This is a genomic window from Aquincola tertiaricarbonis (assembly GCF_000969605.1).
Classification (GTDB): Bacteria; Pseudomonadota; Gammaproteobacteria; order Burkholderiales; family Burkholderiaceae_C; genus Aquincola; species Aquincola tertiaricarbonis.
Window position 1 is genome coordinate 161,522 of the sequence record NZ_KQ033892.1, and the last position, 23,785, is coordinate 185,306.

Annotated in this window: 21 protein-coding genes; 14 read left to right on the top strand and 7 right to left on the bottom strand. The window is 71.3% G+C overall.

Features of this window, described 5'->3' with window-relative positions:
• Nucleotides 1-104 precede the first annotated feature (104 nt).
• From VO99_RS28355 to VO99_RS28390, 8 genes are all read left to right on the top strand, one after another.
• Nucleotides 105-2,213: a sigma-54-dependent Fis family transcriptional regulator gene (locus VO99_RS28355; protein WP_046116299.1), complete on the top strand. Its 2,109-nt coding sequence runs from the start codon at nucleotides 105-107 to the stop codon at nucleotides 2,211-2,213.
• Nucleotides 2,143-2,799 carry a flavoprotein gene (locus VO99_RS28360; protein WP_083441027.1) on the top strand — a complete coding sequence of 219 codons (657 nt, stop codon included), beginning with the start codon at nucleotides 2,143-2,145 and terminating at the stop codon, nucleotides 2,797-2,799. Before VO99_RS28355 ends, VO99_RS28360 begins: the two co-directional genes overlap by 71 nt.
• The gene (locus VO99_RS28365; protein ID WP_046116300.1) at nucleotides 2,778-4,205 is read left to right on the top strand and encodes a DUF6513 domain-containing protein; all 1,428 of its coding nucleotides are present in this window, start codon (nucleotides 2,778-2,780) and stop codon (nucleotides 4,203-4,205) included. The genes VO99_RS28360 and VO99_RS28365 overlap by 22 nt, the downstream gene beginning before the upstream one ends.
• Nucleotides 4,198-4,773 carry a DUF447 domain-containing protein gene (locus VO99_RS28370; protein WP_046116301.1) on the top strand — a complete coding sequence of 192 codons (576 nt, stop codon included), beginning with the start codon at nucleotides 4,198-4,200 and terminating at the stop codon, nucleotides 4,771-4,773. The genes VO99_RS28365 and VO99_RS28370 overlap by 8 nt, the downstream gene beginning before the upstream one ends.
• A complete protein-coding gene (locus VO99_RS28375) occupies nucleotides 4,770-5,486 on the top strand; it encodes a (5-formylfuran-3-yl)methyl phosphate synthase (RefSeq protein WP_232315630.1) in 717 nt (238 codons plus the stop codon). The genes VO99_RS28370 and VO99_RS28375 overlap by 4 nt, the downstream gene beginning before the upstream one ends.
• 24 nt (nucleotides 5,487-5,510) lie before the next feature.
• Nucleotides 5,511-6,815 carry a PQQ-dependent sugar dehydrogenase gene (locus VO99_RS28380; RefSeq protein ID WP_046116303.1) on the top strand — a complete coding sequence of 435 codons (1,305 nt, stop codon included), beginning with the start codon at nucleotides 5,511-5,513 and terminating at the stop codon, nucleotides 6,813-6,815.
• A gap of 557 nt (nucleotides 6,816-7,372) precedes the next feature.
• Nucleotides 7,373-9,433, top strand: coding sequence for a LamG-like jellyroll fold domain-containing protein (locus VO99_RS28385; RefSeq protein ID WP_046116304.1), 2,061 nt, complete (start codon nucleotides 7,373-7,375; stop codon nucleotides 9,431-9,433).
• Nucleotides 9,434-9,458: 25 nt separating this feature from the next.
• Entirely contained in the window at nucleotides 9,459-10,247 is a 789-nt protein-coding gene (locus VO99_RS28390; protein ID WP_198157115.1) for a PEP-CTERM sorting domain-containing protein, read from the top strand.
• 6 nt (nucleotides 10,248-10,253) lie between these two features.
• On the opposite strand, the gene VO99_RS28395 is transcribed toward VO99_RS28390, so the two are convergent.
• Genes VO99_RS28395 through VO99_RS28405 form a run of 3 tightly spaced genes read right to left on the bottom strand, consistent with a single transcriptional unit; the run spans nucleotide 10,254 to nucleotide 13,490 of the window.
• On the bottom strand, nucleotides 10,254-11,420 hold the full coding sequence (locus tag VO99_RS28395) for an alpha/beta hydrolase (RefSeq protein ID WP_083441029.1): 1,167 nt from the start codon (nucleotides 11,418-11,420) through the stop codon (nucleotides 10,254-10,256).
• Complete coding sequence (locus VO99_RS28400) at nucleotides 11,417-12,823, bottom strand: sensor histidine kinase (protein ID WP_052736705.1); 1,407 nt, start codon at nucleotides 12,821-12,823, stop codon at nucleotides 11,417-11,419. Before VO99_RS28400 ends, VO99_RS28395 begins: the two co-directional genes overlap by 4 nt.
• Nucleotides 12,804-13,490, bottom strand: a complete 687-nt coding sequence (locus VO99_RS28405; protein WP_046116307.1) for a response regulator transcription factor — start codon at nucleotides 13,488-13,490, stop codon at nucleotides 12,804-12,806. The genes VO99_RS28400 and VO99_RS28405 overlap by 20 nt, the downstream gene beginning before the upstream one ends.
• A 237-nt stretch (nucleotides 13,491-13,727) precedes the next feature.
• Here VO99_RS28405 and VO99_RS28410 point away from each other — a divergent pair, with 237 nt between their 5' ends.
• Genes VO99_RS28410 through VO99_RS31680 form a run of 3 tightly spaced genes read left to right on the top strand, consistent with a single transcriptional unit; the run spans nucleotide 13,728 to nucleotide 15,931 of the window.
• Complete coding sequence (locus VO99_RS28410; protein WP_083441037.1) at nucleotides 13,728-14,723, top strand: SDR family oxidoreductase; 996 nt, start codon at nucleotides 13,728-13,730, stop codon at nucleotides 14,721-14,723.
• A 54-nt stretch (nucleotides 14,724-14,777) separates the two neighbouring features.
• Nucleotides 14,778-15,104, top strand: coding sequence for a hypothetical protein (locus VO99_RS31675; protein WP_046116308.1), 327 nt, complete (start codon nucleotides 14,778-14,780; stop codon nucleotides 15,102-15,104).
• On the top strand, nucleotides 15,101-15,931 hold the full coding sequence (locus VO99_RS31680; RefSeq protein WP_046116356.1) for an ABC transporter ATP-binding protein: 831 nt from the start codon (nucleotides 15,101-15,103) through the stop codon (nucleotides 15,929-15,931). Before VO99_RS31675 ends, VO99_RS31680 begins: the two co-directional genes overlap by 4 nt.
• Before the next feature lie 16 nt (nucleotides 15,932-15,947).
• Here the strand turns inward: VO99_RS31680 and VO99_RS28425 are convergent, their stop codons facing one another.
• On the bottom strand, nucleotides 15,948-16,979 hold the full coding sequence (locus VO99_RS28425; protein ID WP_046116357.1) for a Kelch repeat-containing protein: 1,032 nt from the start codon (nucleotides 16,977-16,979) through the stop codon (nucleotides 15,948-15,950).
• Between the two features lie 96 nt (nucleotides 16,980-17,075).
• On the opposite strand from VO99_RS28425, the gene VO99_RS28430 reads away from it, so the two are divergent.
• Complete coding sequence (locus tag VO99_RS28430) at nucleotides 17,076-17,975, top strand: LysR family transcriptional regulator (protein WP_046116309.1); 900 nt, start codon at nucleotides 17,076-17,078, stop codon at nucleotides 17,973-17,975.
• Between the two features lie 21 nt (nucleotides 17,976-17,996).
• Here VO99_RS28430 and VO99_RS28435 read toward each other — a convergent pair whose 3' ends face one another.
• Together VO99_RS28435 and VO99_RS28440 are read right to left on the bottom strand one after the other, a co-directional pair.
• Nucleotides 17,997-18,365, bottom strand: coding sequence for a response regulator (locus VO99_RS28435; RefSeq protein WP_046116310.1), 369 nt, complete (start codon nucleotides 18,363-18,365; stop codon nucleotides 17,997-17,999).
• 16 nt (nucleotides 18,366-18,381) lie between these two features.
• Nucleotides 18,382-19,344, bottom strand: coding sequence for a chemotaxis protein CheX (locus tag VO99_RS28440; protein ID WP_046116311.1), 963 nt, complete (start codon nucleotides 19,342-19,344; stop codon nucleotides 18,382-18,384).
• A gap of 159 nt (nucleotides 19,345-19,503) precedes the next feature.
• Between VO99_RS28440 and VO99_RS28445 the strand changes: the two genes are divergently transcribed.
• Nucleotides 19,504-20,427 (top strand): LysR family transcriptional regulator, encoded by a 924-nt coding sequence (locus VO99_RS28445; protein ID WP_046116312.1) that lies wholly within the window; start codon nucleotides 19,504-19,506, stop codon nucleotides 20,425-20,427.
• A gap of 6 nt (nucleotides 20,428-20,433) precedes the next feature.
• On the opposite strand, the gene VO99_RS28450 is transcribed toward VO99_RS28445, so the two are convergent.
• A complete protein-coding gene (locus tag VO99_RS28450; protein ID WP_232315632.1) occupies nucleotides 20,434-21,792 on the bottom strand; it encodes an alpha/beta hydrolase in 1,359 nt (452 codons plus the stop codon).
• A 183-nt stretch (nucleotides 21,793-21,975) separates the two neighbouring features.
• Here VO99_RS28450 and VO99_RS28455 point away from each other — a divergent pair, with 183 nt between their 5' ends.
• Nucleotides 21,976-23,781: a methyl-accepting chemotaxis protein gene (locus VO99_RS28455; RefSeq protein WP_046116313.1), complete on the top strand. Its 1,806-nt coding sequence runs from the start codon at nucleotides 21,976-21,978 to the stop codon at nucleotides 23,779-23,781.
• The last annotated feature ends 4 nt before the right edge of the window (nucleotides 23,782-23,785 follow it).

Below are 23,785 nucleotides of genomic sequence, written 5' to 3' on the forward strand. Positions count from 1 at the left end.
AGCCAGTGGCGGAAACCCCGGGGTTTCGCCCGGTGCCGCGCCGTTGCGATGCGAACAGAATGGCCCTCCAGCCCGGGCGCAGGGCAGCAGTTGAGGAAGTCCCGATGACATTGGTGCTGCAAGGCCATGACCGCCACGCCGACCGCATCCTGGATGTCGTACGCAACGGCATGACCGACCCCGGCAACGAAGTGGTCACCCGATCATGGATCCGTTGCCTGAACGAATACCAGCTCCACCCCGAGCGCCCGCGCGAGCCGGCCATCATCTCCAATGCGGCGATGCAAAGCCGCTTCGAGCGGCAGGCCGACGTCATCGAATGCGCGCGCTACGAGATGACCACGCTGTACCAGCAGCTGGGCGATGCGGATTCGGCCGTGGTGCTGACCGACACCGACGGCGCCATCGTGCACATGGTCTCGTCGCCGGAGTTCGCCGCCGAGGCGGCGCCGCTGGGCCTGCGCGTGGGCGCGGTGTGGAGCGAGCGCGAGGCCGGCACCAACGGCATGGGCACCTGCCTGGCCTCCGGCGCGCCGGTGTCCATCCGCCGCGATGACCACTTCTTCAGCCAGTTCACCAGCCTCACCTGTTCGGCGGTGCCGGTGTTCGACCCCTCCGGCGAGATCGCCGCGGTGCTGGACGTGACCAGCCGCAGCAGCCTGATGCAGCAGCACCTGCTGGTGCTGCTGGGCATGACGGCCCGCATGATCGAGAACCGGCTGATCGACCGCCGCTTCAGCAACGCCCATCCGCTGCACTTCCACAGCCGGCCGGAGTTCGTCTACACGCTGCATGAAGGCAAGCTGGCGGTGGACGGCGACGGCCGCATCCTGGCGGCCAACCGCAGCGCGCTGTTCCAGCTGGGCCTGCAGTCGGTGGACGAGGTGCGCTCGCGCCGCATCGAGGACCTGTTCCAGACCTCGCTGGAAGACATGCTGCAGCGGAGCAGCTCGTCGTCCTTTCATCCGGTGGTGACGTATCGCGCCAATGCGGCGCTGCGCTTCTTCGCGGTGGCACGGCAGCCGGCCTCCGAGGCCGCGCCGGCACCTTCGCGCAGCGCGCGCAGCATCGGCAGCTCGATGACGGTGGCGCCGCCGGCCGGCCTGCCGAACGGCACGGTGGCCACGCGCCCGGCCGCGCCGCGCCCGCCCCGCGGCGGCAGCTGCCCGGGCGGCATCACGTTCAAGGACAGCCGGCTGGCCAACCACCTGGAGACGGCCCGCCGCGTGATCGCCCGGCAGACGCCCATCCTGCTGCGCGGCGAGACCGGCGCGGGCAAGGAGGTGTTCGCCAAGGCCGTGCACGAAGGCAGCCCGCATGCACACGGCAACTTCGTGGCCGTCAATTGCGCCAGCCTGCCCGAGACCTTGATCGAGAGCGAGCTGTTCGGCTACCGCGCCGGCGCCTTCACCGGCGCGCAGCGCACCGGCCGCCGCGGCAAGATCCTCCAGGCCGATGGCGGCACGCTGTTCCTCGACGAGATCGCCGACATGCCGCTGGAGCTGCAGGCGCGGCTGCTGCGCGTGCTGGACGAGCGGCAGGTCACGCCGCTGGGCACCGAGGAAACGCATCCGGTGGACTTCCAGCTCATCAGCGCCAGCCACGGCCACCTGCCGGACCTGGTGCGCGAGGGCCGCTTTCGCGAGGACCTGTACTACCGCCTGGCCGGCATCGAGCTGACGCTGCCGCCGCTGCGCGACCGGGCAGACAAGCGCGAGCTGATCCACGGCCTGCTGGCCACCGAAAGCGGCGGCGACGGCGTGCTGAGCACCGAGGCCGAACGCCTGCTGCTGGACTACGCCTGGCCCGGCAACATCCGCCAGCTGCGCCATGTGCTGCGCAGCGCCGCGGCGCTGGCCGACGGCAAGCCCATCGTGCGCGAGCACCTGCCTTCGCTGTTCGTCGAAGGCGCGCCCACGGTGGCCCACAAGCCGGCGGTCGTCGCGCCGCCGATGCCGGCCGCCGGTGCGGCATCGGCCATCTCCTTCAGCGGCGGGCCGGCCGCCGAAACCCACGAGGCCGAAGCCGCGCCCGAGCCCGCGCTGCCCAAGCTCAACCCGATCCAGGCCAACGAGCGGCAGGTGCTGCTGCAGATGCTCGAGCAGCACCGTTGGAACGTCAGCAATGTCGCCAAGGCGCTCGATGTCAGCCGCAACACCCTCTACCGCAAGCTCCACAAGCTCCACATCGAGATATCCCACCCCGAGCGCTGACGACGAGCTGCCGGCGGTGCCGGCCACGCCGCGTTCGCGCTTCGCGTGGTGCATCACCGGATCGGGCCACTACCTGGACGAATCGCTGGCGCTGGCCCGCCGGCTGCCGCAGGTCGACCTGTTCCTCTCCGCCGCGGGCGAGGAGGTGTTGGAGATCTACAAGCTGCCGCTGGCCGAGCTGCGCCAGCACTTCCGCGTGCTGCGCGACAAGACCCGCAGCGGCGTGCCGGTGGGCATGCTGTACGACGACGTCTATCACACCGTGGTGGTGGCGCCGGCCACCAGCAACACCGTGGCCAAGTGCGCCTTCGGCATCAGCGACAGCCTGCCCACCAACATGTTCGCCCAGGCGGGCAAGCTGGGCATCCCCGGCATCGTGTTTGCATGCGACACCGAGCCGGTGGTCGTCACCAAGTCGCCGCACGACTGGGTGACGCTGCGGCCGCGGCGCATCGAGCTGGACAACGTCGAGCGCCTGCGCCAGATCGACTACTGCCACGTGGTGGCATCGCCGGCCGAGCTGGAGGCGGTGCTCGATGCCCGCCTGAAGGAACTGCACCTCGCATGGAACACATCGTCTTCCTGACCGGCCGCCTGGCGCAGCCGAGCCTGGAACGTGTGCTGAGCTCGATCGACGACGCCCCCTTCACCTGGGAGACGCGCGACATCGGCCTGCAGGTGGCCGGGCTGATGACCGCCGACATGGTGCGCCGCCGCGTGGCCGCGCCGGTGCAGGCCGACCGCATCATCGTGCCCGGCCGCTGCCGCGGCGACGTGCAGGCGCTGGCCGCCCACTACGGCCTGCCGGTGCAGCGCGGGCCCGAGGAGCTGAAGGACCTGCCGCGCTTCTTCAACCGCGCGGCCAAGGCGGTGGACCTGAGCGAATACGAGGTGGCGATCTTCGCGGAGATCGTCGATGCGCCGCGCTTGACGGTGCAGCAGATCGTGGAGCGCGCGCAGGCCTACAAGGCGGATGGCGCTGACGTGATCGACCTGGGCAGCCTGCCCGACACGCCCTTCCCGCACCTGGCCGACAGCGTGCAGGCGCTGAAGTCGCTGGGCTTCCAGGTCAGCGTGGACGCGGTCGATCCGCAGGACCTGCTGCGCGGCGGCCGCGCAGGGGCGGACTACCTGCTGAGCCTGTCGCTGGACACCCTGTGGGTGGCCGACGAGGTGGCCGCCACGCCGGTGCTGATCCCGCGCGCGCCCACCGACGAAGCCTCGCTGCACGAGGCGGTGCGGCGGATGCAGCAGCGCGGCAAGCCCTTCATCGCCGATGCCATCCTCGATCCCATCCCCTTCGGACTGGCGGCCTCCATCGTGCGCTACCACCGGCTGCGCGAGGCTTTTCCCGACGTCGCCATCATGATGGGCGTGGGCAACGTGACCGAGCTGACCGAGGCCGACACCAGCGGCATCAATGCGGTGCTGTTCGGCCTGTGCGCCGAGCTGGACGTGGCGGCGGTGCTCACCACGCAGGTGAGCCGCCATGCCCGCCGCGCGGTGCGCGAGGCCGACTGGGCACGGCGCATCATGCACGCGGCCCGCAGCCGGCAGATGCTGCCCAAGGGCTTGAACGATGCGCTGATGACGGTGCACGACAAGCATCCGTTTCCCGATACGCCGCAGGAGATCGCCGCCACCGCCGCCCAGGTGCGCGACCCCAACTTCCGCGTGCAGGTGTCGGCCCAGGGGCTGCACGTGTACAACCGCGACGGCCTGCGGCAGGGCCACGGTGCCTTCGAGCTGTGGCCGCAGCTGGGCCTGCAGCATGACGCGCCGCATGCCTTCTACATGGGCGTGGAGCTGGCCCATGCCGAGATCGCCTGGCGGCTGGGCAAGCGCTACGTGCAGGACCAGCCGCTGGACTGGGGCTGCGCGGTGGAGCGTGCGCCGGTGGACAACGCCGCCTGGTGCGCACCCGGCACCACGCTGCAGCCCGCGCCCACCGGCCGCGCCCGCGGCGATGTGAACAAGGCCCGAGATGAATGACCTGATCTACGAGACCGTGGTGACCACCGCTTCCCCCGCCGGCGTGCCGCACGTGGCGCCGATGGGCGTGCGGTACCACGAAGGCGAGGTGGTGCTGATGCCCTTCCGGCCCTCCACCACGCTGGACAACATCCTGGCCACCGGCCATGCGGTGCTCAACCTCGTCACCGACGTGCGGGTGTTTGCCGGCTGCGTCACCGGGCGCAAGGCGTGGCCGGTGCTGCCGGCCGCGCAGGTGCCGGGCGTGCGGCTGCAATGCGCGCTGCGGCATGTGGAGCTGCAGCTGGTCGCGCAGGCCGAGGATGCGCAGCGCCCGGTGCTGCGGCTGCGGCCGGTGCATGAGGCCGCCCATGCACCCTTCATCGGCTTCAACCGCGCGCAGGCCGCGGTGCTGGAAGCCGCGGTGCTGGTGAGCCGGCTGCACATGCTGCCGGCCGACAAGGTGGACGCCGAGATGCGCTACCTGCAAATCGCCATCGACAAGACCGCCGGCCCGGCCGAGCACGAGGCCTGGGGCTGGCTGGTGGAGGCCATCGCGCAGCAACGGGAAGGCAGGGCGGCCGCATGAACCTGTCTGGACAAGGGCGGATGCGCATGCTGGTCAGCGTGCGCACGGTGGAGGAAGCGCTGCTTGCGGCCAAGGGCGGCGCCGACTTCATCGACCTGAAGGAGCCGCGCGCCGGCGCGCTCGGCGGCCTGCCGACCGGGCTGCTGCGCGACATCGTGCAGTCGCTGCGCGCGGTGGGCAGCACGTTGCCCATCAGCGCGACCATCGGCGACCTGCCCATCGAGCACCTGCCCGCCGTGATGGCGCAGGTGCATGCGGTGGCCGCCTGCGGCGTGGACATCGTCAAGGTGGGCATCACCCGCACCGCCGAGCCGGCCACCGCCTGCCGCGCGCTGGATGCGCTGGCCGCCAGCGGCCATGCCATCGTGCCGGTGTTCATCGCCGACCAGGGCGTGGAGCCGCAGGTGCTGGCCCATGCCGCGGCGCTGGGCCCGGCGCTGGCCGGCGTGATGGTGGACACCCAGGACAAGCGCGCCGGCAGCCTGTTCGACGTGATGACCGATGATGCGCTGCGGCAACTCGTCGGCGTGCTGCGCGCTGCAGGGCGGCCGGTGGGCCTGGCCGGTGCGTTGCGGCTGCGGCACCTGCCGGCGCTGGCCGCGCTGGCGCCGGACTTCGCCGGCTTTCGGTCGGCGGTGTGCGTGGGCGACCGCGGCGCCGCGCTGGATGCGGGCTGCCTGCACGCGCTGCGGCAGGCGCTGTCGGCGCATTGAAGAACAACACGGGAGGATGTTTCGATGGCAGTACATGAAGCGCTGGCGCGCGTGGTGGCCCTGGTGGGTGCCGGCGCCATCCAATGGCGTCGGCGGCAGCAGGGCACGGTGGGCACCGCCGCCGTGGGTCCTGCGCCGCAGATCCCCACCGCGCAGCCGCAGGGCAGCGTGCCGACGCTGAAGATGCCCACCGCCCGTGGCTGGGCGGCGGGCCAGGTGCCCTCGGCCGCGGCGGGCTTGAAGGTCAATGCCTATGCGGCCGGCCTGAAGCACCCGCGCTGGCTGCAGGTGCTGCCCAATGGCGACGTGACGGTGGCCGAGGCGCTGCAGTCGGCCGGCAAGCCGCGCACGCTGTTCGACCATGCGATGGTGGCCACGATGAAGCGGGCCGCCGCCATCGGCGACAGCCCCAACCGCATCACCCTGCTGCGCGATGCCGATGGCGACGGCGTGGCCGAGCAACGCCACACGCTGCTGCAGGGCCTGAACCAGCCCTTCGGCATGGCGCTGGTGGGCGACACCTTCTATGTCGGCAATACCGACGGCGTGATGGCCTTCCCCTACACGCCCGGCGCCACCCAGATCACGGCCGCGGGCCGGCGGCTGACCACCTTCAAGCCGGGCGGCCACTGGACCCGCAGCCTGCTGCCCAGCCGAGACGGCCGCCGCCTGTTCATCGGCGTGGGCTCGCTCAGCAACATCGCCGAGCGCGGCATGGATGCCGAGGAAGGCCGCGCCTGCATCTACGAGCTGGACCTGGCGACCGGCCGCAGCCGCATCTTCGCCGGCGGGCTGCGCAACCCGGTGGGCCTGGCCTGGGAGCCGGTCACCGGCCGGCTGTGGACGGTGGTGAACGAGCGCGACGGCCTGGGCGACGAGACGCCGCCGGACTACCTCACGTCAGTGAGCGACGGCGGCTTCTACGGCTGGCCGTACTGCTACTGGGGCAAGACGGTGGACGACCGCGTGCCACAGGACGCCGCCAAGGTGGCCAGCGCGCTGCAGCCCGACTATGCGCTGGGCGGCCACACCGCCTCGCTCGGCCTGTGCTGGATGCCGGCCGGCACGCTGCCAGGTTTCGACGTGGACGGCATGGTGATCGGCCAGCACGGTTCCTGGAACCGCAGCATCCTGAGCGGCTACAAGGTGGTGTTCGTGCCCTTCGCCAATGGCCGGCCCGCAGGCCCGCCGCGCGACATCCTGTGGGGCTTCCTGGCACCCGACGAATCGGTGTCCTACGGCCGCCCGGTGGGCGTGGCCATCGGGCCCGACGGCCACTCGCTGCTGGTGGCCGATGACGTGGGCGATGTGGTGTGGCGGGTGGGGTGAGGGGGATGGGCGTCACGCTTCAATCCAGCGTGATCGTCCAGCCGGAGAACCTGCCGCCCGACCCCACCTGGCAACGGGCGGTCGGAGCACAGATCGCAACGTACGTTGGTACTGCTGCGATCAGCGGCTGCTGGAATCCGTACCACGGGTCCAGGCAGGCGGCAACGCTGAAGGTCGATGTGCCTGCTTGCACGGCATCCCTTCCGCCTCAGCAGCTGCCGCATACGGGCTTCACCGCCCACAAGGCAGGATTTCCGGATGATGGACTGCAGCATGTATAGGCAGGCGGGCCCGCAGCTCTGCGCTTGCTCCTGCGACCAGCCAACGTAGGCCGCTCCGTCTTCCTCGCATTCGAGGTAGTCCAAGCATGTGCACCGGGAGGGGCTTGGCATCTCGACTTTGCTTTGCAGCCCGAGCGCGTGCATCCGCTGGTTTGCGGACGCTGTAGACGTGGTCCGCTGTCATGAACGCGACTCGGTTGCAATAGAGACTGTCCTCCATGCCGACGGACCCGCCGCATGCAGGTCCGCCGGCCTCCTATTGCAGTGAGGACACGCATGACCGAAGTGAACGAAGGCTGGGCCGACGAGGGCCTGGCCGAGGATGAATCGCGCCTGGTGGCCGACCGCCGCTCCATGCTGCGCGGGGCCGCCGGGCTTTCCGCATGGGCCGCTGGCAGCGGCCTGATGGGCAATGCGCAGGCGGCAACACCGGCACCCGTCACCAGCTTTGCCATCGCGGTGCTGCCCGACACCCAGTTCTACGCTCGCTACGCCACCCCCGAGGAAGGCCAGCAGTTCCAGACCTACTACGGCTCCACGCCGTTTGCCGCGCAGACGGAATGGATTGCCCGCCATGCCGCGGCGTACAACATTCCGTTCGTCATCCACCTGGGCGACGTGGTGGACCAGCAGAACAAGCCCAACCAGTGGCGCGTGGCCGATGCGGCGATGCAGGTGCTGGAGAACGCCGGCGTGCCGTACTCGATCCTCGCGGGCAACCACGACGTCATCAACGACTTCGACTACCGCGTGCCGGCCGACCAGGGCTTCGGCACCGATGCCCAGCGCAACCTGTCGTCCGAACCCTACCTGCAGTGGTTCCCTCGCCAGCGCGCGGCGCGGCAGGCCACCTTCCGCGAGCGTGATCCGTCGGGCTTCCACGAGTGCCACGTGTTCCAGGCCCATGGCATCAGCTTCATGGTGCTGTCGCTGTCCTGGCGCATCTCGGATGCCGGCATCGCGTGGGCGCGCAGCGTCATCGCGCGCCACCCCACGCTGCCGGTGATCGTGTCGAACCACCAGCTGCTGAACATCGCCGCCGACGGCAGCAGCCCGCAGGAGACCGAGTACGGCCGCATGCTGTGGGACAAGCTGATCCGCGACAACGACCAGATCTTCATGACGCTCAACGGCCACCACCACGGGGCCGCCCACCTGCGCAAGTTCAATGACTTCGGCAACGAAGTGCACCAGATGGTGGTGGACTACCAGATGGACTACCAGGGCGGCAACGCGATGATGCGGCTGTACGAGGTGGACTTCACCGGCAACCGCATCGACGTGATGTCGTTCTCGCCCTGGGTGGTGGCCAAGCCGAAGAACAAGCTCAACCAGTTCGACTTCGCCGAGCTCACGCAGCCCAACCAGCGCTTCAGCATCCCGGTCAACTTCAAGAAGCGCTTCGCCGGCTTCCTGCGCTGGCGGCCGGTGCCGTCGACCACCGGCGCCTCCATCCTGCCGCGTGTGCGCAGCGAGCTGCTGGCCGGTTATGTGGAGCCGGTGCCGCCGGCCGTGCGCCCGCCGGCCGATGCCAACGACTTCCCGCTGGTGGCCGATGCCTATGCCCACTGGCGCGTGCCGGCCGGCATCCATGAAGGCAAGGTGGTGCAGGTGGGCGAGGCGCTGCCCGACGTGGCCGGTGGCCACGACATGACCCGCGTGGCGCTGCGGCCGCAGGCCAGCCTGGGCGACGTGGTCTGGTCCACCGACCGGCACTACCTGTCGTCCGCACCGGGCAGCGTGCGCTTCCTCAACACCGACAAGACGGTGGGCCGGCTCAATGCCTTCCTCACCGCGGCGGGCTCGTCGCTCAATGGCCGCAGCTTCTGGACCGGCTACACCTTCGAGGCCTTCGTGAAGATCCCGGCCGACTGGGATGCCAACAAGCACCGCTGGGGCAACCTGCTGGGCCGACAGGGCAACCGGGGCAACGTGCCGGGCGGCTTCCGCGGCGGCGATCCCGAAGCCTCCAGCGTGCTGTTCGCCATCTCCAGCCTGCGCGAGGTGCAGTGGGAAGTGGTGCCGGCCAGCAATTCGCAGCAGGCGCAGACCAACTGGTCGGGCGAGCTGATCCGCGACACCTGGTACCACGTGGCCATCGTCAACGACCCGGCCACCGCCACCACCACCATGTACATCGAAGGCGCGCCCGTGCTGCGCAACGTGGCCAATGCCGCCACCGGCACCCGCTCGCAGAACCCGCCGCAGCCCTGGATCCTGGGCGCGGGCTGGTGGGACGGCGTGCTGGACGACGGCTTCTATGGCTGGATCGGCGAGCTGCGCATCGTGCCGCGCCCCATCCCGGCGGCGCAGTGGCTCACGGCCCGCCGCGGTTGATCAACGTTTCGTGGAGCTTTTGTTCATGTCCTTCAAGAATTTCCTGAGCGCAGCCGTGGTCGCCGCGCTGCTTCCGCTGGCCGCGCAGGCGCAGCAGTTCCAGGCCGGCGCCGGCGTGTTCGACGGCAACGGCTACGGCAGCAGCTACACCGGTGCCGGCGGCTTCACGCCGCTGTTCAACCAGGCGCTGGGCCAGGTGGTGGACGGCGGCAACGGCGCCTTCGATGCCTTCGGCTTCTACAACGCCGGCGTCGGCAGCCTGGGCCAGCAGCGCCAGGTGGAGCTGCTGGCGGGCAATGTGTTCCGCTTCTTCGACACCTTCACCAACACCGGCAGCAGCACCGTCAGCACCACGCTCAACTTCTTCGGCAACCTGGGTTCCGATGGCGACGAGCTGGTCAGCCATGTGTCGGCCGGCCTGGTCGTCAGCTGCGAGGACGATGGCTTCGGCGCCTGCGGCAGCGACCCGGTGCTGGCGCTGGTGTCGGGCAACAACGGCCTGGGCCAGGCCGCCATCACGCCCGACCGCTACAACGTGCGCTTCGAGGTGAGCCTGGCGCCGGGCCAGAGCCTGAGCCTGCTGAACTACGCCTTCCTGGCCAGCGAGGTGAACGGCCCCACCGCTGCCGACCTGGACCTGGCGCTGGCCACCGGCCAGCAGCTGCAGGCGTCGCCCTGGCTGCAGGGCCTGAGCCGCCAGCAGATCGACGGCATCGCCAACTTCAACCTGTCGCCGGTGCCCGAGCCGTCGACCTGGGCGATGGCGCTGCTGGGCATGGGCCTGCTGGGCTGGAAGCTGCGCCGGCGCGGTTGAGCTGCCTCAGGGCGGCAGCCCGGCATCCAGCACGCCCGCCATCACGCCTGCCTGCCAGTCGAAGTACGGGTTGAAGGTGAGCCGGGCGTGCACCTTGCCCGGTTCGCGGTAACCCCATTCCGAGAACCACAGCTCGCCGCCGCGCAGGCAGGCCTGCGTGGCCTGCGCATCATGTCCGTTGCGGCACAGCCGCAGGCGCCCTTCGCGGCCATACAGCGGGTTGTCCGGCGCGAACAGCACGCCCATGTGCGAGAACTGGCTGATGCGCCATGCCGGCAATGCATCCGGCTGCACGAGCATCCGCGTGTCGCCCTGCGAGGGTGGTGGCATGCCATACCAGACCAGCCGGGCGTCCGGGTGCGGGAAGCGCGTGCGGAAGGCCTCCACGGCGTGGGCGGTGTCCACGACCGAGTCGCTGGCGGCCAGCACCATCAGCACCGGCTTGTCGAAGCTCCCCGAGCCCAGGTGCCGCTGGGCCCGCTGGCTGCTGCGGTGGAACTGGGCGAAGCCGTTGGTGGGCACCACCGAGTAGCGCACGGGAATGGACTCGGCCGCAGCCGTTGGCGCCACCAGCCACGGCCGCACATGACGCAGCAGCGGGGTCACCCAGCCGAAGGGCACGGAAGCGCGGAAAGCCGGTGAGAACAGCAGCAGGCCGGCCACGCGGGGATCGGCGTAGGCATGGTCCAGCACCAGGTTGGCCCCGGTGGAAAAGCCGCCCAGGTAGACCGCGCCGGCGTCCCGCCGCAGCAGCTCGGCCTGCTCGGCCACCGTGCGGCGCCAGTCTTCCAGCGTCACCTCCAGCATGTCCTCGGGCACGGTGCCATGCCCCGGCAGCAGCACGCTGCGCGCCAGGAAGCCCTGCCGTGCCAGCTCCGGCCCCAGGTCGTGGAAGGACCAGGGCGAGTCGCCCAGGCCATGCACCAGCAGCACGCCGCCTCTCGTCGGGCGACCGACCGGCCGCCACTCGCGGGGCGCGTTGAGCCGCGCCTCCTGCAAGGCGTCCGGTGCCTGGGCGCCCCGCCGCGCCGCCACCCGGCGCAGGGTGTCGGCCTCGTAGGCCGCAAAACTGTCGTGCACGGTCTGCAGGCCAGGGCCCGCGTCGCTGGCGCAGCCGCCCAGCAGGCCCAGGACCAGCAGCCCGGCGAGGCCGCGCCATGGCCGCCCGTTCATGGCTGCCTCCCGCCGGCGCCGGTCACGGCCAGGGCGGCCGGGGATGCCTCATCGGCCGCCATGCGCACATCCATGCACAGCCCGACCTCCAGCGGCCGGGGAACGATGCGCCATCCGTGCGCCTCGGCGATGGCGGCGCAGATCGACAGGCCGAGGCCCGCGCCTTCGTCGCGCCGGTCGGCCCCGCGCCAGAAGCGGTCGAAGATGCGAGGCAGGTCGTGGGCGGCGATGCCCGGCCCCTGGTCGGTGACGCGGAAGCCGCCCTTGCCGGCCAGCAGCTTCACCGCGCTGCCTTCCCGGGTGTGCTGGATGGCGTTCTCCAGCAGGTTCTTCAGCAGCGTGAACAGCGCACCGCGGTCCGCCGTCCAGCTGTGCAGGCCCGGGTCGGCATGCAGCTCCACCTGCACCGCACGACGGCCGGCGACGCGGTTCATTACGTCGCACACCTCGGCCAGGATGGGGCGCGGATCGATGGCCGCCACCTGGTAGTTCAGCGGTTCGCTGGTCTCGGCCAGCAACAGCAGCTGCTGCACCTGGCGCCCCATGCGGTCGATGTCGGCCAGCAGCGGGGCCTGCGCCTCGTCCCGGCGGCCCAGTTCCACCTGCGCGCGGATCAGCGCCAGCGGCGTCTTCAGCTCATGCGCCGCGCTGGCCAGGAAGTGCTGCTGCGCCTCGAAGCCCTGCTGCAGGCGGTCCAGCGCCTGGTTGAAGGCCTCCACCAGCGGCCGGATCTCGGCCGGCTGCGCCGTGGCGTCCAGCCGCTCGGCCAGCGCGCTGGGCGAGATGCGCTGCGCCGCTGCCGAGGCCGCATGCAGCGGCCGCAGGCTGCGGCGCAGCAGCCATTGGAACGAGACGAGGAAGACCACCAGGAAGGTGGCGGACATCGCCAGCACGCCGCGGCGCATGCCCGGCGCCCCGAAGGACTCGCGCAGCAGGCCGACGAACCGCTCGCTCGCCGCGACCTGCACCGCCAGCCGCCTGCCCCGGGCGTCGAGGGTCCGCGTGGCCAGGTGCATGGCCACGCCGGCGTGTTCGATGCCCACCGACTCCTGCGGCGGCAGCCGGAACTGCGGCGCGCTGCCCAGCGGCCGGGCTTCGCCATTCGTGTACAGCACGCGTCCGTCCTCGTCGACGATGCGCACCTGCATCTCGGTGGCCAGGCTGGTGAGGATCCAGGGCTCGATCACCTGGGCATCGAAGCCCACGGCCTGGCCCTCGGCATCGAAGCGCAGGTGCTCGGACAGCCGTTCGGCGAACAGCTCCGCCTTCTGCGCCAGCAGCGTGCGCGACCAGGCATCGCCCAGCAGCGTGACCAGCAGCACCACCAGCAGCGCACTGCCGGCCATGCCGAGCAGGAAGAACAGCCGCAGGCGGCCCAGCAGGCTAAGGCATCGGTGGTTCATCGCGGAGGGCATAGCCATAGTTGCGGATGTTCTCGATGTGCTGCGCGGAGCCGATGGCCAGCAGCTTGCGACGCAGGCGGTGCAGCGCCACATCCAGTGCATTCGGCGTGACCGCCTCGGCCAGGCCCCATGCCGCCAGCTCCAGCGCACTGCGCCGCAGCGGGCGGCCGGCATGGCGCAGCAAGGCCGTCATGATCTGCAGCTCGGCCGGTGCGAGCGATACCGATTCATGGTCGCGGCACAGGCGGCCGCTGTCGACGTCGATGCGCAGGTCGCCATGGGCTGGCGCGTTCTCCAGCATGGCCGCCGGCCGGCGCATCAGCGCCCGAACGCGCGCCACCAGCTCCTCCATCGGGAAGGGCTTGGTCAGGTAGTCGTCGGCACCGGAGTCCAGCCCGTCGACCCGGTCGTGCAGCGCGTCGCGCGCGGTCAGCATCAGGCAGGGCGCCCGCATGCCGGCGCCGCGCATGCGCCGCACCAGCTCCAGCCCGTCGCCATCCGGCAGGCCGCGGTCGATCACCCAGGCCACGTAGTCCAGGCGCTGCGCCGCGCCCCAGGCCTCGGCCAGGGAAGCGAACACGTCGGAGGCGATGCCCGCGGCCTGCAGCGCCTGGCGTACCAGCGTGGCCAGGCGCGCGTGGTCCTCCACCATGGCGATGCGGCTCATGCGCGGCGGGCAGGCGCGGCACGGGGCCTGGCCTGGTCGAACGGTGCTGGGTGATGCAAGGCAATGACTCCTGCGGATGGCGGCCGGCCAGTCTGGGCCTGCATGAATTACGGGCTTCTTTCCAGCGCTGCGTCCATGGCGGTGGGCGGGTCTGTCGGCGGGTAAGTCGGCGGTAATGAAGGCGGCTGGAACATGGCCTTCGACCGCAACACACCGCTTGGACGAAGCGCCCGCACCATGCCGCAACCGACCGCCCCCCACATTCCACCTCAACACGGCCGCACCGCGGTCATCACCGGCACCGGAGGCCTCGGCCTGGAAGCGGCGCTGGCGCTGGCCCGGGCCGGCGCGCAGGTCGTGCTGGCCGGGCGCGATGCGGCCAAGGGCGCGGCGTCGGTGCGGCGCATCCAGCGCGAAGTGCCCGATGCCCGGGTGGCATTCCGTGAGCTGGACCTGGCCAGCCTGGCCTCCATCCGGCGGTTCAGCGAGGCGCTGGCCGGCAGCGGGACCACGCTGGACCTGTTGATCAACAACGCTGGCGTGATGGCACCGCCGACCCGGCAGCTGACCGCCGACGGCTTCGAGCTTCAACTGGGCACCAACCACCTCGGCCACTTCGCCTTGACGGCCCGGCTGCTGCCCCTGCTGCGCCAGGCCGCAGGCGCCCGCGTGGTCACGCTGTCCAGCATCGCCGCGCAGCGCGGGCGCATCGACTTCGACAACCTGCATGCGCAGCGGCACTACCAGCCGATGGCGGTGTACAGCCAGTCGAAGCTGGCCTGCCTGATGTTTGCGCTGGAGCTGCAGCGCCGCAGCGACGCCGCCGGCTGGGGCCTGCGCAGCCTGGCCGCCCACCCGGGCGTGGCCCGCACCGAGCTGCTGCCCAACGGGGCCGGCCGCTGGAGCCTGCCCGGCCTGGCGCGCCGCGGCCTGTGGTTCCTGTTCCAGCCGGCGGCACAGGGCGCATGGCCCAGCCTGATGGCCGCCACCTCGCCGGGCATGGAAGGCGGGACCTACATCGGCCCCGACGGCTGGCGCGAACTGCGCGGCGCGGCCACGCAGGTGGAGATTCCGCCGCAGGCGCTGGACCGGGACGTCGCGGCCAGGCTGTGGGCGGACTCCGAACGCCTGACCGCATGCACCTTCCCTGCGGCCGGAAGGCCGGACGGATCGCGAACCGCCAGCTTCACGCCCACCCGCACCGGCATCCCGCTGCCGCAGCCCGCGCGCTGAGCGCCGCGCCAGCCCGCCATGCACAGCTTCTTCCACCCCCGACGAGAGCCTCCCATGCAGTTCCCCTCCAAGACCCTCGCCCTGCGCATCGCCACCCTGCTGACCGGCCCCACGCTGGTGATGGCCTGCGCGCAGATACCCAGGAGCAGCGTGGCCGAAGCGCAGTTCCCCGCCTTGTCCTGCGAGGAGCTGGCCCGCGAGGTGGCCGCCGCGCAGGCCACCCGGGCGGCCGCCGAACAGGCCAAGAGCGAGTCGTGGCATGCGGTGCTGCCCTTCGTGGTGGCCGCGCGCTATGCCGATGCGGGCGCCGCCTCGAGCGAGGCGCAACGCCGCATCGGGCTGCTGTCCGCCCAGGCCGCGCAGCGCCCGTGCGCGAGTTGAGCCGCCGCGCCACGGGCCCGAAGCCCGAGGCCTTCGTGGAGCTCGACCGCGTGAGCTTCGGCTACGACACCACCGCGCGCGTGCTGTCGGACCTGTCGCTGCGGTTTCCCCGCGGGCAGGTCACCACCATCCTGGGTGGCTCCGGCTGCGGCAAGACCACGCTGATGCGGCTGGTCGGCGGCCTGCAGGCGGCAGACGCCGGCCGCGTGCTGATCGACGGCGAGGTGCTCGATCCCCGGCATCGGCGCCGGCTCTACGCGCTGCGCCGCCGCATGGGCATGCTGTTCCAGTTCGGCGCCCTGTTCACCGACCTGACGGTCTACGAGAACGTCGCCTTCCCGTTGCGGGAGCACACCTCGCTGCCCGAGGCCGCGGTGCGCGACCTGGTGCTGATGAAGCTGCAGGCGGTGGGCCTGCGCGGCGCCGTGGGGCTGCGCATCGGCCAGCTGTCCGGCGGCATGGCCCGCCGCGTGGCCCTGGCCCGCGCCATCGCGCTGGACCCGGAGCTGATCCTGTACGACGAACCGTTCGCCGGCCTGGACCCCATCAGCATCGGCGTGACGGCCCAGCTGATCCGCCGGCTGAACGATGCCACCGGGGCCACCTCCCTGGTGGTGAGCCACGACGTGGCCCAGTGCATGGCGATCAGCGACCGGGTGGTGCTGCTGGCCCGGCACGGCCGCATCGTGGCGCAGGGCACGCCGGCACAGCTGATGGCCGGCACCGACCCCGAGACGCGGCAGTTCCTGCGCGGCGAGCCGGACGGTCCGCTGCGCTTCCACCATCCCGCGCCGGGCCTGGCGGCGGACTTCGGCCTGACGGCATGACATCGGCCGCGCGGGCTCACGGCCTGTCGTCGAGCACCAGCACCTCGTGCACGTCGCTGGCGGCGTTGCCACCCACGCGCAGGCCGCCGCCTACCAGGTGGATGCGGTTGCCGAGCGTGGCGGCGCCCAGGCCGTGGCGGGCCGTGGGCATGGGCGGCAGTGCATCCCAGCGGTCCGCCGCAGGGTCGTAGACCCAGGCGTCGGCAAACACCTGCTGCTCGGGCACCCATTGCTCGCCGCCGAACACGTAGAGCTTGCCCCGGTAGGCGGCCGCGGCCAGTCCGCCGCGTGCCTGCGGCATCGGCCTGCGGGTGGTCCAGGTGTTGCTGGCGGGATCGAACACTTCCAGCGTGGCGACGTTGACCTGGCGCAGCGTGCCATCGGCCTGCTTTTGCGCGCTGCGGCCGCCGACGACGTAGATGCGGCTGTCGATCACCGCGGAGGCGGCGCTGTTGCGTGCCGTCGGCGCATCGGGCAGCCGGCTCCAGCGTCCGGTGGCGGGGTCGAGCACCTCGGCCAGCACGGTGTCCTCATGGTCATTGAAGTGGCTGGCACCGGCGAATGCCGGCACCCGCCCGCCGACGAGATAGATCTTGCCCTGCACGGCCGCCGCAATGCCTTCCGCACGCGGCTGCGTCAAGCCGGGCCCTGGGTGCCAGCGGTCCGCATCGGGTGCGTACCAGTGCACGCTGGCCTGTGCACGCCAGTTGGGAAAGCCGCCGCTGAATCCGCCGATGCCCCACAGCCGCCCGTCGGCCGCGGCCAGCGCGATGTGGTGCCGGGCCTCGGGCAGGGTGGCCAGCCGCGTCCAGCGGCGCCGGGCCGGGTCCCAGGCCTCGAAGTGCGCCGAATAGCCGGTGTTGGGGCTGAGCAGGCCGCCGGCCACGTACAGCTTGCCGTCCAGCACCTCCGGATACAGCTCCTGCCGGGCCACGCCGGCCGGCGCGGCCGCCTCCCAGCGGGGCACGGGCTGCGCATGGGCGGCCAAGCCCAGGAGGGCGGCTGCGGCCAGGGTGAGGCTGCGGAGTTGGCGGTGGTGGTTGCTCATGGTGTCGGGCCCCGGTTGTTCGAGCGGATCGTAGGCAGCGGTGGCCGTCGGCACCAGATGGATAATCGTGCACGGGGCGTTCAACCAGGCTTAACAATGACCCGATCCGTGCTGCCCGACCTGGACGTGTTCGCGGCCGTCGCCAGGCATCGGAGCTTCCGTGCCGTGGCCACGCAGCGCGACGTGTCGGTCTCGCTGATCAGCCAGACCATCCGCCGGCTGGAAGACCAGTTGGGCGTCGCCCTGCTCACCCGCACCACGCGCAGCGTGACGCCCACTGCCGCCGGGCTGGCCCTGCTCGCGCAGCTGGAGCCGGGCCTGGCGATGATCCAGAAGGCGGTGGAGGAGCTCAACGCGCACCGCGGCTCGCCCCTGGGCTCGCTGCGCATCAATGCGCCCGCGCCGGTCGCGCAGTTCCTGCTGGCGGCCCTGGCGGCCCGCTTCCTGGCGCAGCATCCGGGCGTGTCCATCGAGATCACCGCCGACGCGGCCAAGGCCGACATCGTGCGCGACGGCTTCGATGCCGGCGTGCGCATCGACAAGGACCTGCAGCAGGACATGGTGGCGGTGCGCATTGGTGCGCCGCAGCGCTACGCCGTGGTGGGATCGCCGGCGTACTTCTCGCGCCGGCCGATGCCGAAGTCGCCGCGCGACCTGGCGGGACACGATTGCATCCGGCGTCGGTTTCCGGCGGGCGGCCTGCAGCCATGGGACTTCCAGCGACGCCACCTCGCGCCCGAGATCGCCGAGCCCCGCCTGGTGGTCAATGACGCGCAGGTGGCGGTCAATGCGGCGGTGGCCGGCGCGGGCCTGGCCTACGTGCACGAGAAGTACGTGGAGCGCGAACTGGCTGCGGGGCAGCTGGTGCGGGTGCTGGAAGGCTGGTCGCCGGGCATCGGCCCGCCGTACCTCTACTACCCGCGGCAGCGCTTCCTGTCCGCCGCCCTGAGGGCCTTCGTGGACTTCGCGCGCGCGGCCGCGGCGGATGCGCCTTGAGGGCCGGCGCTGCCGCCTTGTTCACATCCCGCAGAGCTTCCTGAACGGCCCGAGCACCGCCTCGCCGCGGAAGGGCTTGACGATCCAGCCGGTGATGCCGATCTCCTTGCCGCGGGCGCGCATGCCGGCGTTGTCCTCGGTGGTCAGCATCACGATGCGCACCGCGGTGTTGCCCAGCTCGGTGCGGATCTTCTCGGCCATGGTCAGGCCGTCCATGTTGGGCATGTTGATGTCGCTGACCACCAGCTTGATGCCGGCATCCTCCTGCAGCAGCTTCAGGCCGTCGCGGCCGTCGTTGGCCACCGCCACCTCGAAGCCGTTGTGGGTGAGATAGCCGGACACGATCTCGCGCATCGTGCTCGAGTCGTCGACCACCAGGATCTGGGCCATGCGAACAAACTCCGGATCAGAAGAACTCGAGCTCGCCCGTGCTGGCCGAGCCGGCGCTGGCCGAGAACTCGATGAAGGCCTCGGGCACGAACAGCAGGTTGAAGATGAAGCGCTGCACGATGGTCACCGGCGGCTGGCGCGGCCGGCGCGGGTCGGTCAGCAGGTAGCGGATGCACAGCTGCGGGTCCTGCGAGCCGAACGAGATGTACTTCTGCTCGTGGTTGATGACGATGGGCACCTGCGTCTGCTGGTTGGCGAAGGCCTCGGGCGGTATGTAGCGGTTCTTGAACGCGCCCCACACCAGGTTGGTGGTCTCGCCCAGCAGGTTGTTCAGCTCGCGGAAACCCAGGTCGCCGCCCACGCCCTCGAACCCCATGCCCTGGGCCATGCCCTGGCGCAGCGCGCCTTCCTCGGTCTGCAGCATCATGTAGCCGCGGCACCAGGTGCTTTCCAGCGCGATGAGGGTGGACACCTGGCCGTAGATGATGCGGTCGTGCACCACGTAAGGCGGCTCGGCCACCACCTCGGCATTCGGGAACATCGAGCGGATGGCGTTGCAGCTCAGCTCGATCACGCCGTCCACCAGCGGGGTGGGGTAGCGCATGCCGAACAGGCTGTGGTTGATGTGATCGCGCAGCGTGGCCACGTCGCCGCTGGGCCAGGGGTGGGTCACCGCCCGCGCCTCGTCCTCGTTGAGCACCCGCGTGCTGGTGCGGCGCAGGAAGATGGGCAGCTCCGGCCGCTGGCGGTGCAGCGCGATGGCCAGGCGCAGGCTGTCGGGGTGGTCGCAGGGCAGGTCCTCGGCCAGCAGCACGCCGCCCAGGTCCTTGTGCTGCGACAGCGCCTCCAGCGCGTCGGCGGCCGCGCGCGGCACGGTGATCAGCCCCAGCGACTCGCAGCACTCCAGCAGGCTGGCGTAATGCGCCGGATCGTGCTCCAGCAGCAGTACCTTGGCGGCAAGAAACGTGGGCTCGTTCATCGGCGGCGTCCTCATGGTGGTGGTCTGGCACGGCCCCCCGGGAGGTGCGCAGCACACCATATCGGCCGCCGCCCGGCGCACTGAAACCCGGCCGTCGCGCGCGCACCCACAATGCCGCCCGTGCCGGCCCCGCGGCGGCCGGCTGGAGTGCCCCCCGAGATGGACAGATTCGATGCGATGCAGGCCTTTGCCCGGGTGGTGGAGTCCGGCAGCTTCACCCAGGCGGCCCACTCGCTGCAGCTCAGCCGCGCCACCGTCACGCAGCTGGTGCAGCAGCTGGAGGCGCGGCTGCGGGTCAAGCTGCTCCACCGCACCACCCGCCAGGTGCAGGTGACGGCCGAGGGCGCCGCGTACTACGAGCGGGTGCTGCGGCTGCTGGCCGACATGGACGATGCCGAGACCAGCCTGTCGGCCGGCGCGGCCTCGCCACGCGGCCTGCTGCGGGTGGACGTGCCCAGCCCGCTGGCGCGCCTGCTGCTGGTGCCGGCACTGCCGGACTTCCATGCCCGCCATCCCGACATCCAGCTGCACCTGGGCGTGAGCGACCGCGTGGTGGACGTGATCGGCGAGCATGTGGACTGCGTGCTGCGCGGCGGCACCCTGCCCGACAGCGGCCTGATCGCCCGCCACGTGGCCGACCTGCCGCTGGGCTGCTATGCCGCGCCGGCCTACCTGGAGCGGCATGGCACGCCCGGCCATCCGCAGGCGCTGGCATCGGCACCGCACCAGGTGGTGGGCTTCCTGTGGAAGCGCAGCGGCCGGGTGCTGCCGCTGCGCATGCGGCGCGGCGCGGAGCAGGTGGAGGTGCAGGGCCGCCACCTGCTGGCGGTGGACGACGGCAATGCCTACCTGGCCGCCGGCCTGGCCGGACTGGGCGTGCTGTGGCTGCCCGAGTACATGGCGCGCGCCCACCTGGCCGGCGGCGAACTGCGGCCGCTGTTCACCGACTGGCGCTTCGAGCCGATGCCGCTGTACCTGGCCTTCGCGCCCAACCGGCATGTGAGCGCCAAGCTGCGGGTGTTCATCGACTGGGTGGCCGCGCTGCTGGACCGGCATGCGCCGGTGCAGCGGCCGGCGCGCTGAGCCGGTTCAGGGCCGCGTGCGGGGCGGCACGCGGGTGTCCAGGGCGGCGGGCCGGTAGTCGGGCGCAAAGCTGCAGCCGGCGCCGAAGGTGGCCTCCAGCGCGGGACACTGCTGCGCCACGCTGGCCGGCGTGGGCTTGCTGCCTTGTTCCACCCAGGCCAGCAGCGCATCCATCAGCGTGGGATAGGTGGGGTCGCTGATGTAGCTGTGGGTGCCGCGGGTGGTGAAGGTCTGCACCAGCCGGTCGGCGCTGCCGCCCTGCGCCATCACCTGCGCGAAGTAGGCGTCCAGCTCCACGAAGGCGGTGGGATCGTCGATCCACTTGGTGCTGAGCACCGGCACCGGGATGCGGCCGGTGGGATCGGTGTCCTCGGCGAAGCGGGTCACGGCCTGCGGATCGGCGCGGTAGCGCAGCACGCCCGCGTTCAACGCCGCATCGTCCTCGGAGCCGGTGTACTGCACGCCGGTGTTGCCAAAGGGGCTGGCGCCGCCGGTGCGCAGGCTCACCACGTCGCGGAAGTGGAAGGTGCCCCAGTTCAGGTGCGACTGGATGGCGCTGGCCGGAATGCGGATGACGCTGGCGATGGTCTGCACCTTGCGCTGCTGCTCCGGCGTGCGCTGCGCGGCGGGCTTGTCCAGGCCCAGGCATTCGGCGGTGCGGGCATTCAGGTCGGCCTGCGTCATCGTCGAATCGGCCGGCAGGCCGATGTTCAGCGGGTAGGCCGGCTCGGTGGGCCGCGGGTGGTTGTTGCACAGGTACTGGTACACCACCCGCAGGTCGAGCCGGAAGTCGTAGGAGCGGGTGCCGCCGGCCAGCACGCCGCTGGTCAGCAGCACCGCGTCGTACGGCGTGCTGCCCACGCTGGCGGCGGTGTAGGTCTCGGCGGCCTTGGCGGCCACGCCTGCGCCCCAGGACTGGCCGTGCAGCACGGTGCGCTGGGGCTGGGCCACATGCTCGCGGAAGATGCGGCGCAGGCGCTCGGTGTCCTCGGCCGCGTCGCGCACCTCCACGCCGCCCTGGCGGAAAGTGGAGCCGGCCCACGCATAGCCGGCCTTCACCATCACCGCCCAGCGGGTCAGGTCTTCCACCGCGCGTTCGGGCGTGGGGGCCTCCAGGCTGGGGCCGCCGTGGGCATGCAGCACCAGGTGGCCGTTCCACTGCGCCGGCATCGCGATCAGGTAGTAGGCGCCGGCCGAGTCGCGGCCGGACAGGCAGCGGGCGGTGCTGGGCACCGCCTCCGGGCAGCTGGCCGCCACCGGGGCCGCCTCGCGCCCAAAGGCATCGTCGCCATGGCCGTCGCTGTTGCATCCCGCCGCGGCCAGCGCAGCCGCCGCCAGCAGGCCCTTCCAATGTCGTGCACCCATGCTTGTCTCCGTCAGGTTGTTCTGACGGGCATGTTCAGAGGGCGGTGCACATACGTCAAATATCCGGCGCAGCGGTCAGCCATATGCGGTGGATATGGCGGTGGCGCTCAACGTCTGCTGCATTCGACCGATATGCAAAAAGTGAAAAGTAACCAGCGCGGCGAACGCCGTCGCGATGTCCCCATGTTCTCCACCGTCCGCTTCCGCCTGATCGCCACCAGCCTGCTGATCGTGGTCGCCGCGATCGCCATCGTCGGCTTCATCAGCTACCGCTTCACCCGCGCCTCCATGCTGGAGGACATGCAGCTGCAGCTGGGCCGCATCGCGCAGTCCGAGGCGGCCAAGCTGGGCGACTGGGTGGCCGCCAACAAGCGGCTGGTGGCCGCGCTGCAGCCCGCCGCCCTGCTGGCCGAGCCCGACGCCGCGCTGCAGCAGGCGCTCACCGCCGGCGAGCTGGAGCTGGCCTACGTGGGCCATGCTGACAAGCGCATGCTGTCGGTGCCGCGCCGACAGCGCGCAGCCGACTACGACCCCACCGCCCGCCCGTGGTACCGGCTGGCCCAGGACAGCCCCGGGCCGGTGCTGACCGCGCCGTACCTGGCGGCCTCGTCCAAGAAGCTGGTCGTCACCTTCGCCCAGGCCGTGCGCAGCGGCGCGCAGGTGACGGCGGTGGTGGGCACCGACGTCACCATCGACAACGTGGTGGCCGGCCTGGCCAACATCCATCCCACGCCCAGCGGCCATGTGTTCCTGCTGGACAGCCAGGGCCGGGTGCTGGCGCATCCGCAGCCGGGTGCCATCCTGAAGCCGGCGCTGGAGCTGTCGCCCGAACTCACGCCCGAGCTGCTGCGCACGCTGCACGACACGGCGCTGCCGCCGGCGGCGGTGCGCATGGGCCAGGGCAGCTATCTGCTGAAGGCCGCGCCGGTGCCGGGCACCGACTGGCTGATGGTCACCGCCGCCCAGCGCGGCGAGGCACTGGCCCGGCTGGACGCGCTGCTGCTCAGCCTGGGCGCGGCGCTGCTGCTGGTGGGCGGTGCGGCCGCGGCCACGGCCACCGTGTCGATCAATGCGCTGCTGGGCGGCCTGCGCACGGTGCATGCGGCCATGCTGCAGATCGGCTCCGGTACCGGCGACCTCACCCAGCGGCTGCCGGCCCGGGGCCGCGACGAGATCGCGGCCATTGCCACCGCATTCAACAGCTTCGTCGGCCGTATCGAGCAGGTGATGCGCGAGGTGCGCAACAGCGCCGAGTCCATCGCCCATGCCTCGCGCGAGATCGCCATGGGCGCGCAGGACCTGAGCAGCCGCACCGAGCTGACCGCCAGCAACCTGCAGCAGACCGCCTCGTCGATGGAGCAGATGACGCAGTTGGTGCGGCGCAGCGAAGGCCATGCCGCCAGCGGCACCCAGGTGGCCAACGGCTCGGCCGAACTGGCCGGCCGCGGCGGCGAGGTGGTGGGCCAGGTGATCGCCACGATGGACGAGATCCGTGCCAGCTCCGGCAAGATCGCCGACATCACCGCCGTCATCGACGCCATCGCCTTCCAGACCAACATCCTGGCGCTGAATGCCGCGGTGGAAGCCGCCCGCGCCGGCGAGCAGGGCAAGGGCTTCGCGGTGGTGGCGGCCGAGGTGCGGCTGCTGGCCCGCCGCTGTGCGGAGGCGGCGCGCGAGATCAAGGGCCTGATCCAGGACAGCACGCAGCGGGTGGAGCAGGGCGGCCGGCTGGTGGGCGAGGCCGGCGAGTCGATGACCCGCATCCTGGCCAGCGTGCAGCAGGTGAGCCAGATCGTGCAGCAGATCACCGCCGGCACGTCGCAGCAGGGCGAGGGCATTGGCGAGATCAATGCCGCGGTGGCGGAAGTCGACCAGATGACGCAGCAGAACGCGGCGCTGGTGGAAGAGTCGGCCGCCGCTGCCGAGAGCCTGAAGGACCAGGCGCGCCACCTGGCGCAGGTGATCGGCGGCTTCCGCATCGGCGCCTGAAGCG

What these genes read in the sequence shown, in the direction of transcription:
- VO99_RS28355 (WP_046116299.1), top strand. Translation starts at nt 105, where the DNA reads ATGACATTGGTGCTGCAAGGCCATGACCGCCACGCCGACCGCATCCTG.
- VO99_RS28360 (WP_083441027.1), top strand. Translation starts at nt 2,143, where the DNA reads ATGTCAGCCGCAACACCCTCTACCGCAAGCTCCACAAGCTCCACATCG.
- VO99_RS28365 (WP_046116300.1), top strand. Translation starts at nt 2,778, where the DNA reads ATGGAACACATCGTCTTCCTGACCGGCCGCCTGGCGCAGCCGAGCCTG.
- VO99_RS28370 (WP_046116301.1), top strand. Translation starts at nt 4,198, where the DNA reads ATGAATGACCTGATCTACGAGACCGTGGTGACCACCGCTTCCCCCGCC.
- VO99_RS28375 (WP_232315630.1), top strand. Translation starts at nt 4,770, where the DNA reads ATGAACCTGTCTGGACAAGGGCGGATGCGCATGCTGGTCAGCGTGCGC.
- VO99_RS28380 (WP_046116303.1), top strand. Translation starts at nt 5,511, where the DNA reads ATGGCAGTACATGAAGCGCTGGCGCGCGTGGTGGCCCTGGTGGGTGCC.
- VO99_RS28385 (WP_046116304.1), top strand. Translation starts at nt 7,373, where the DNA reads ATGACCGAAGTGAACGAAGGCTGGGCCGACGAGGGCCTGGCCGAGGAT.
- VO99_RS28390 (WP_198157115.1), top strand. Translation starts at nt 9,459, where the DNA reads ATGTCCTTCAAGAATTTCCTGAGCGCAGCCGTGGTCGCCGCGCTGCTT.
- VO99_RS28395 (WP_083441029.1), bottom strand. Translation starts at nt 11,420, where the DNA reads ATGAACGGGCGGCCATGGCGCGGCCTCGCCGGGCTGCTGGTCCTGGGC.
- VO99_RS28400 (WP_052736705.1), bottom strand. Translation starts at nt 12,823, where the DNA reads ATGAACCACCGATGCCTTAGCCTGCTGGGCCGCCTGCGGCTGTTCTTC.
- VO99_RS28405 (WP_046116307.1), bottom strand. Translation starts at nt 13,490, where the DNA reads ATGAGCCGCATCGCCATGGTGGAGGACCACGCGCGCCTGGCCACGCTG.
- VO99_RS28410 (WP_083441037.1), top strand. Translation starts at nt 13,728, where the DNA reads ATGCCGCAACCGACCGCCCCCCACATTCCACCTCAACACGGCCGCACC.
- VO99_RS31675 (WP_046116308.1), top strand. Translation starts at nt 14,778, where the DNA reads ATGCAGTTCCCCTCCAAGACCCTCGCCCTGCGCATCGCCACCCTGCTG.
- VO99_RS28425 (WP_046116357.1), bottom strand. Translation starts at nt 16,979, where the DNA reads ATGAGCAACCACCACCGCCAACTCCGCAGCCTCACCCTGGCCGCAGCC.
- VO99_RS28430 (WP_046116309.1), top strand. Translation starts at nt 17,076, where the DNA reads ATGACCCGATCCGTGCTGCCCGACCTGGACGTGTTCGCGGCCGTCGCC.
- VO99_RS28435 (WP_046116310.1), bottom strand. Translation starts at nt 18,365, where the DNA reads ATGGCCCAGATCCTGGTGGTCGACGACTCGAGCACGATGCGCGAGATC.
- VO99_RS28440 (WP_046116311.1), bottom strand. Translation starts at nt 19,344, where the DNA reads ATGAACGAGCCCACGTTTCTTGCCGCCAAGGTACTGCTGCTGGAGCAC.
- VO99_RS28445 (WP_046116312.1), top strand. Translation starts at nt 19,504, where the DNA reads ATGGACAGATTCGATGCGATGCAGGCCTTTGCCCGGGTGGTGGAGTCC.
- VO99_RS28450 (WP_232315632.1), bottom strand. Translation starts at nt 21,792, where the DNA reads ATGGGTGCACGACATTGGAAGGGCCTGCTGGCGGCGGCTGCGCTGGCC.
- VO99_RS28455 (WP_046116313.1), top strand. Translation starts at nt 21,976, where the DNA reads ATGTTCTCCACCGTCCGCTTCCGCCTGATCGCCACCAGCCTGCTGATC.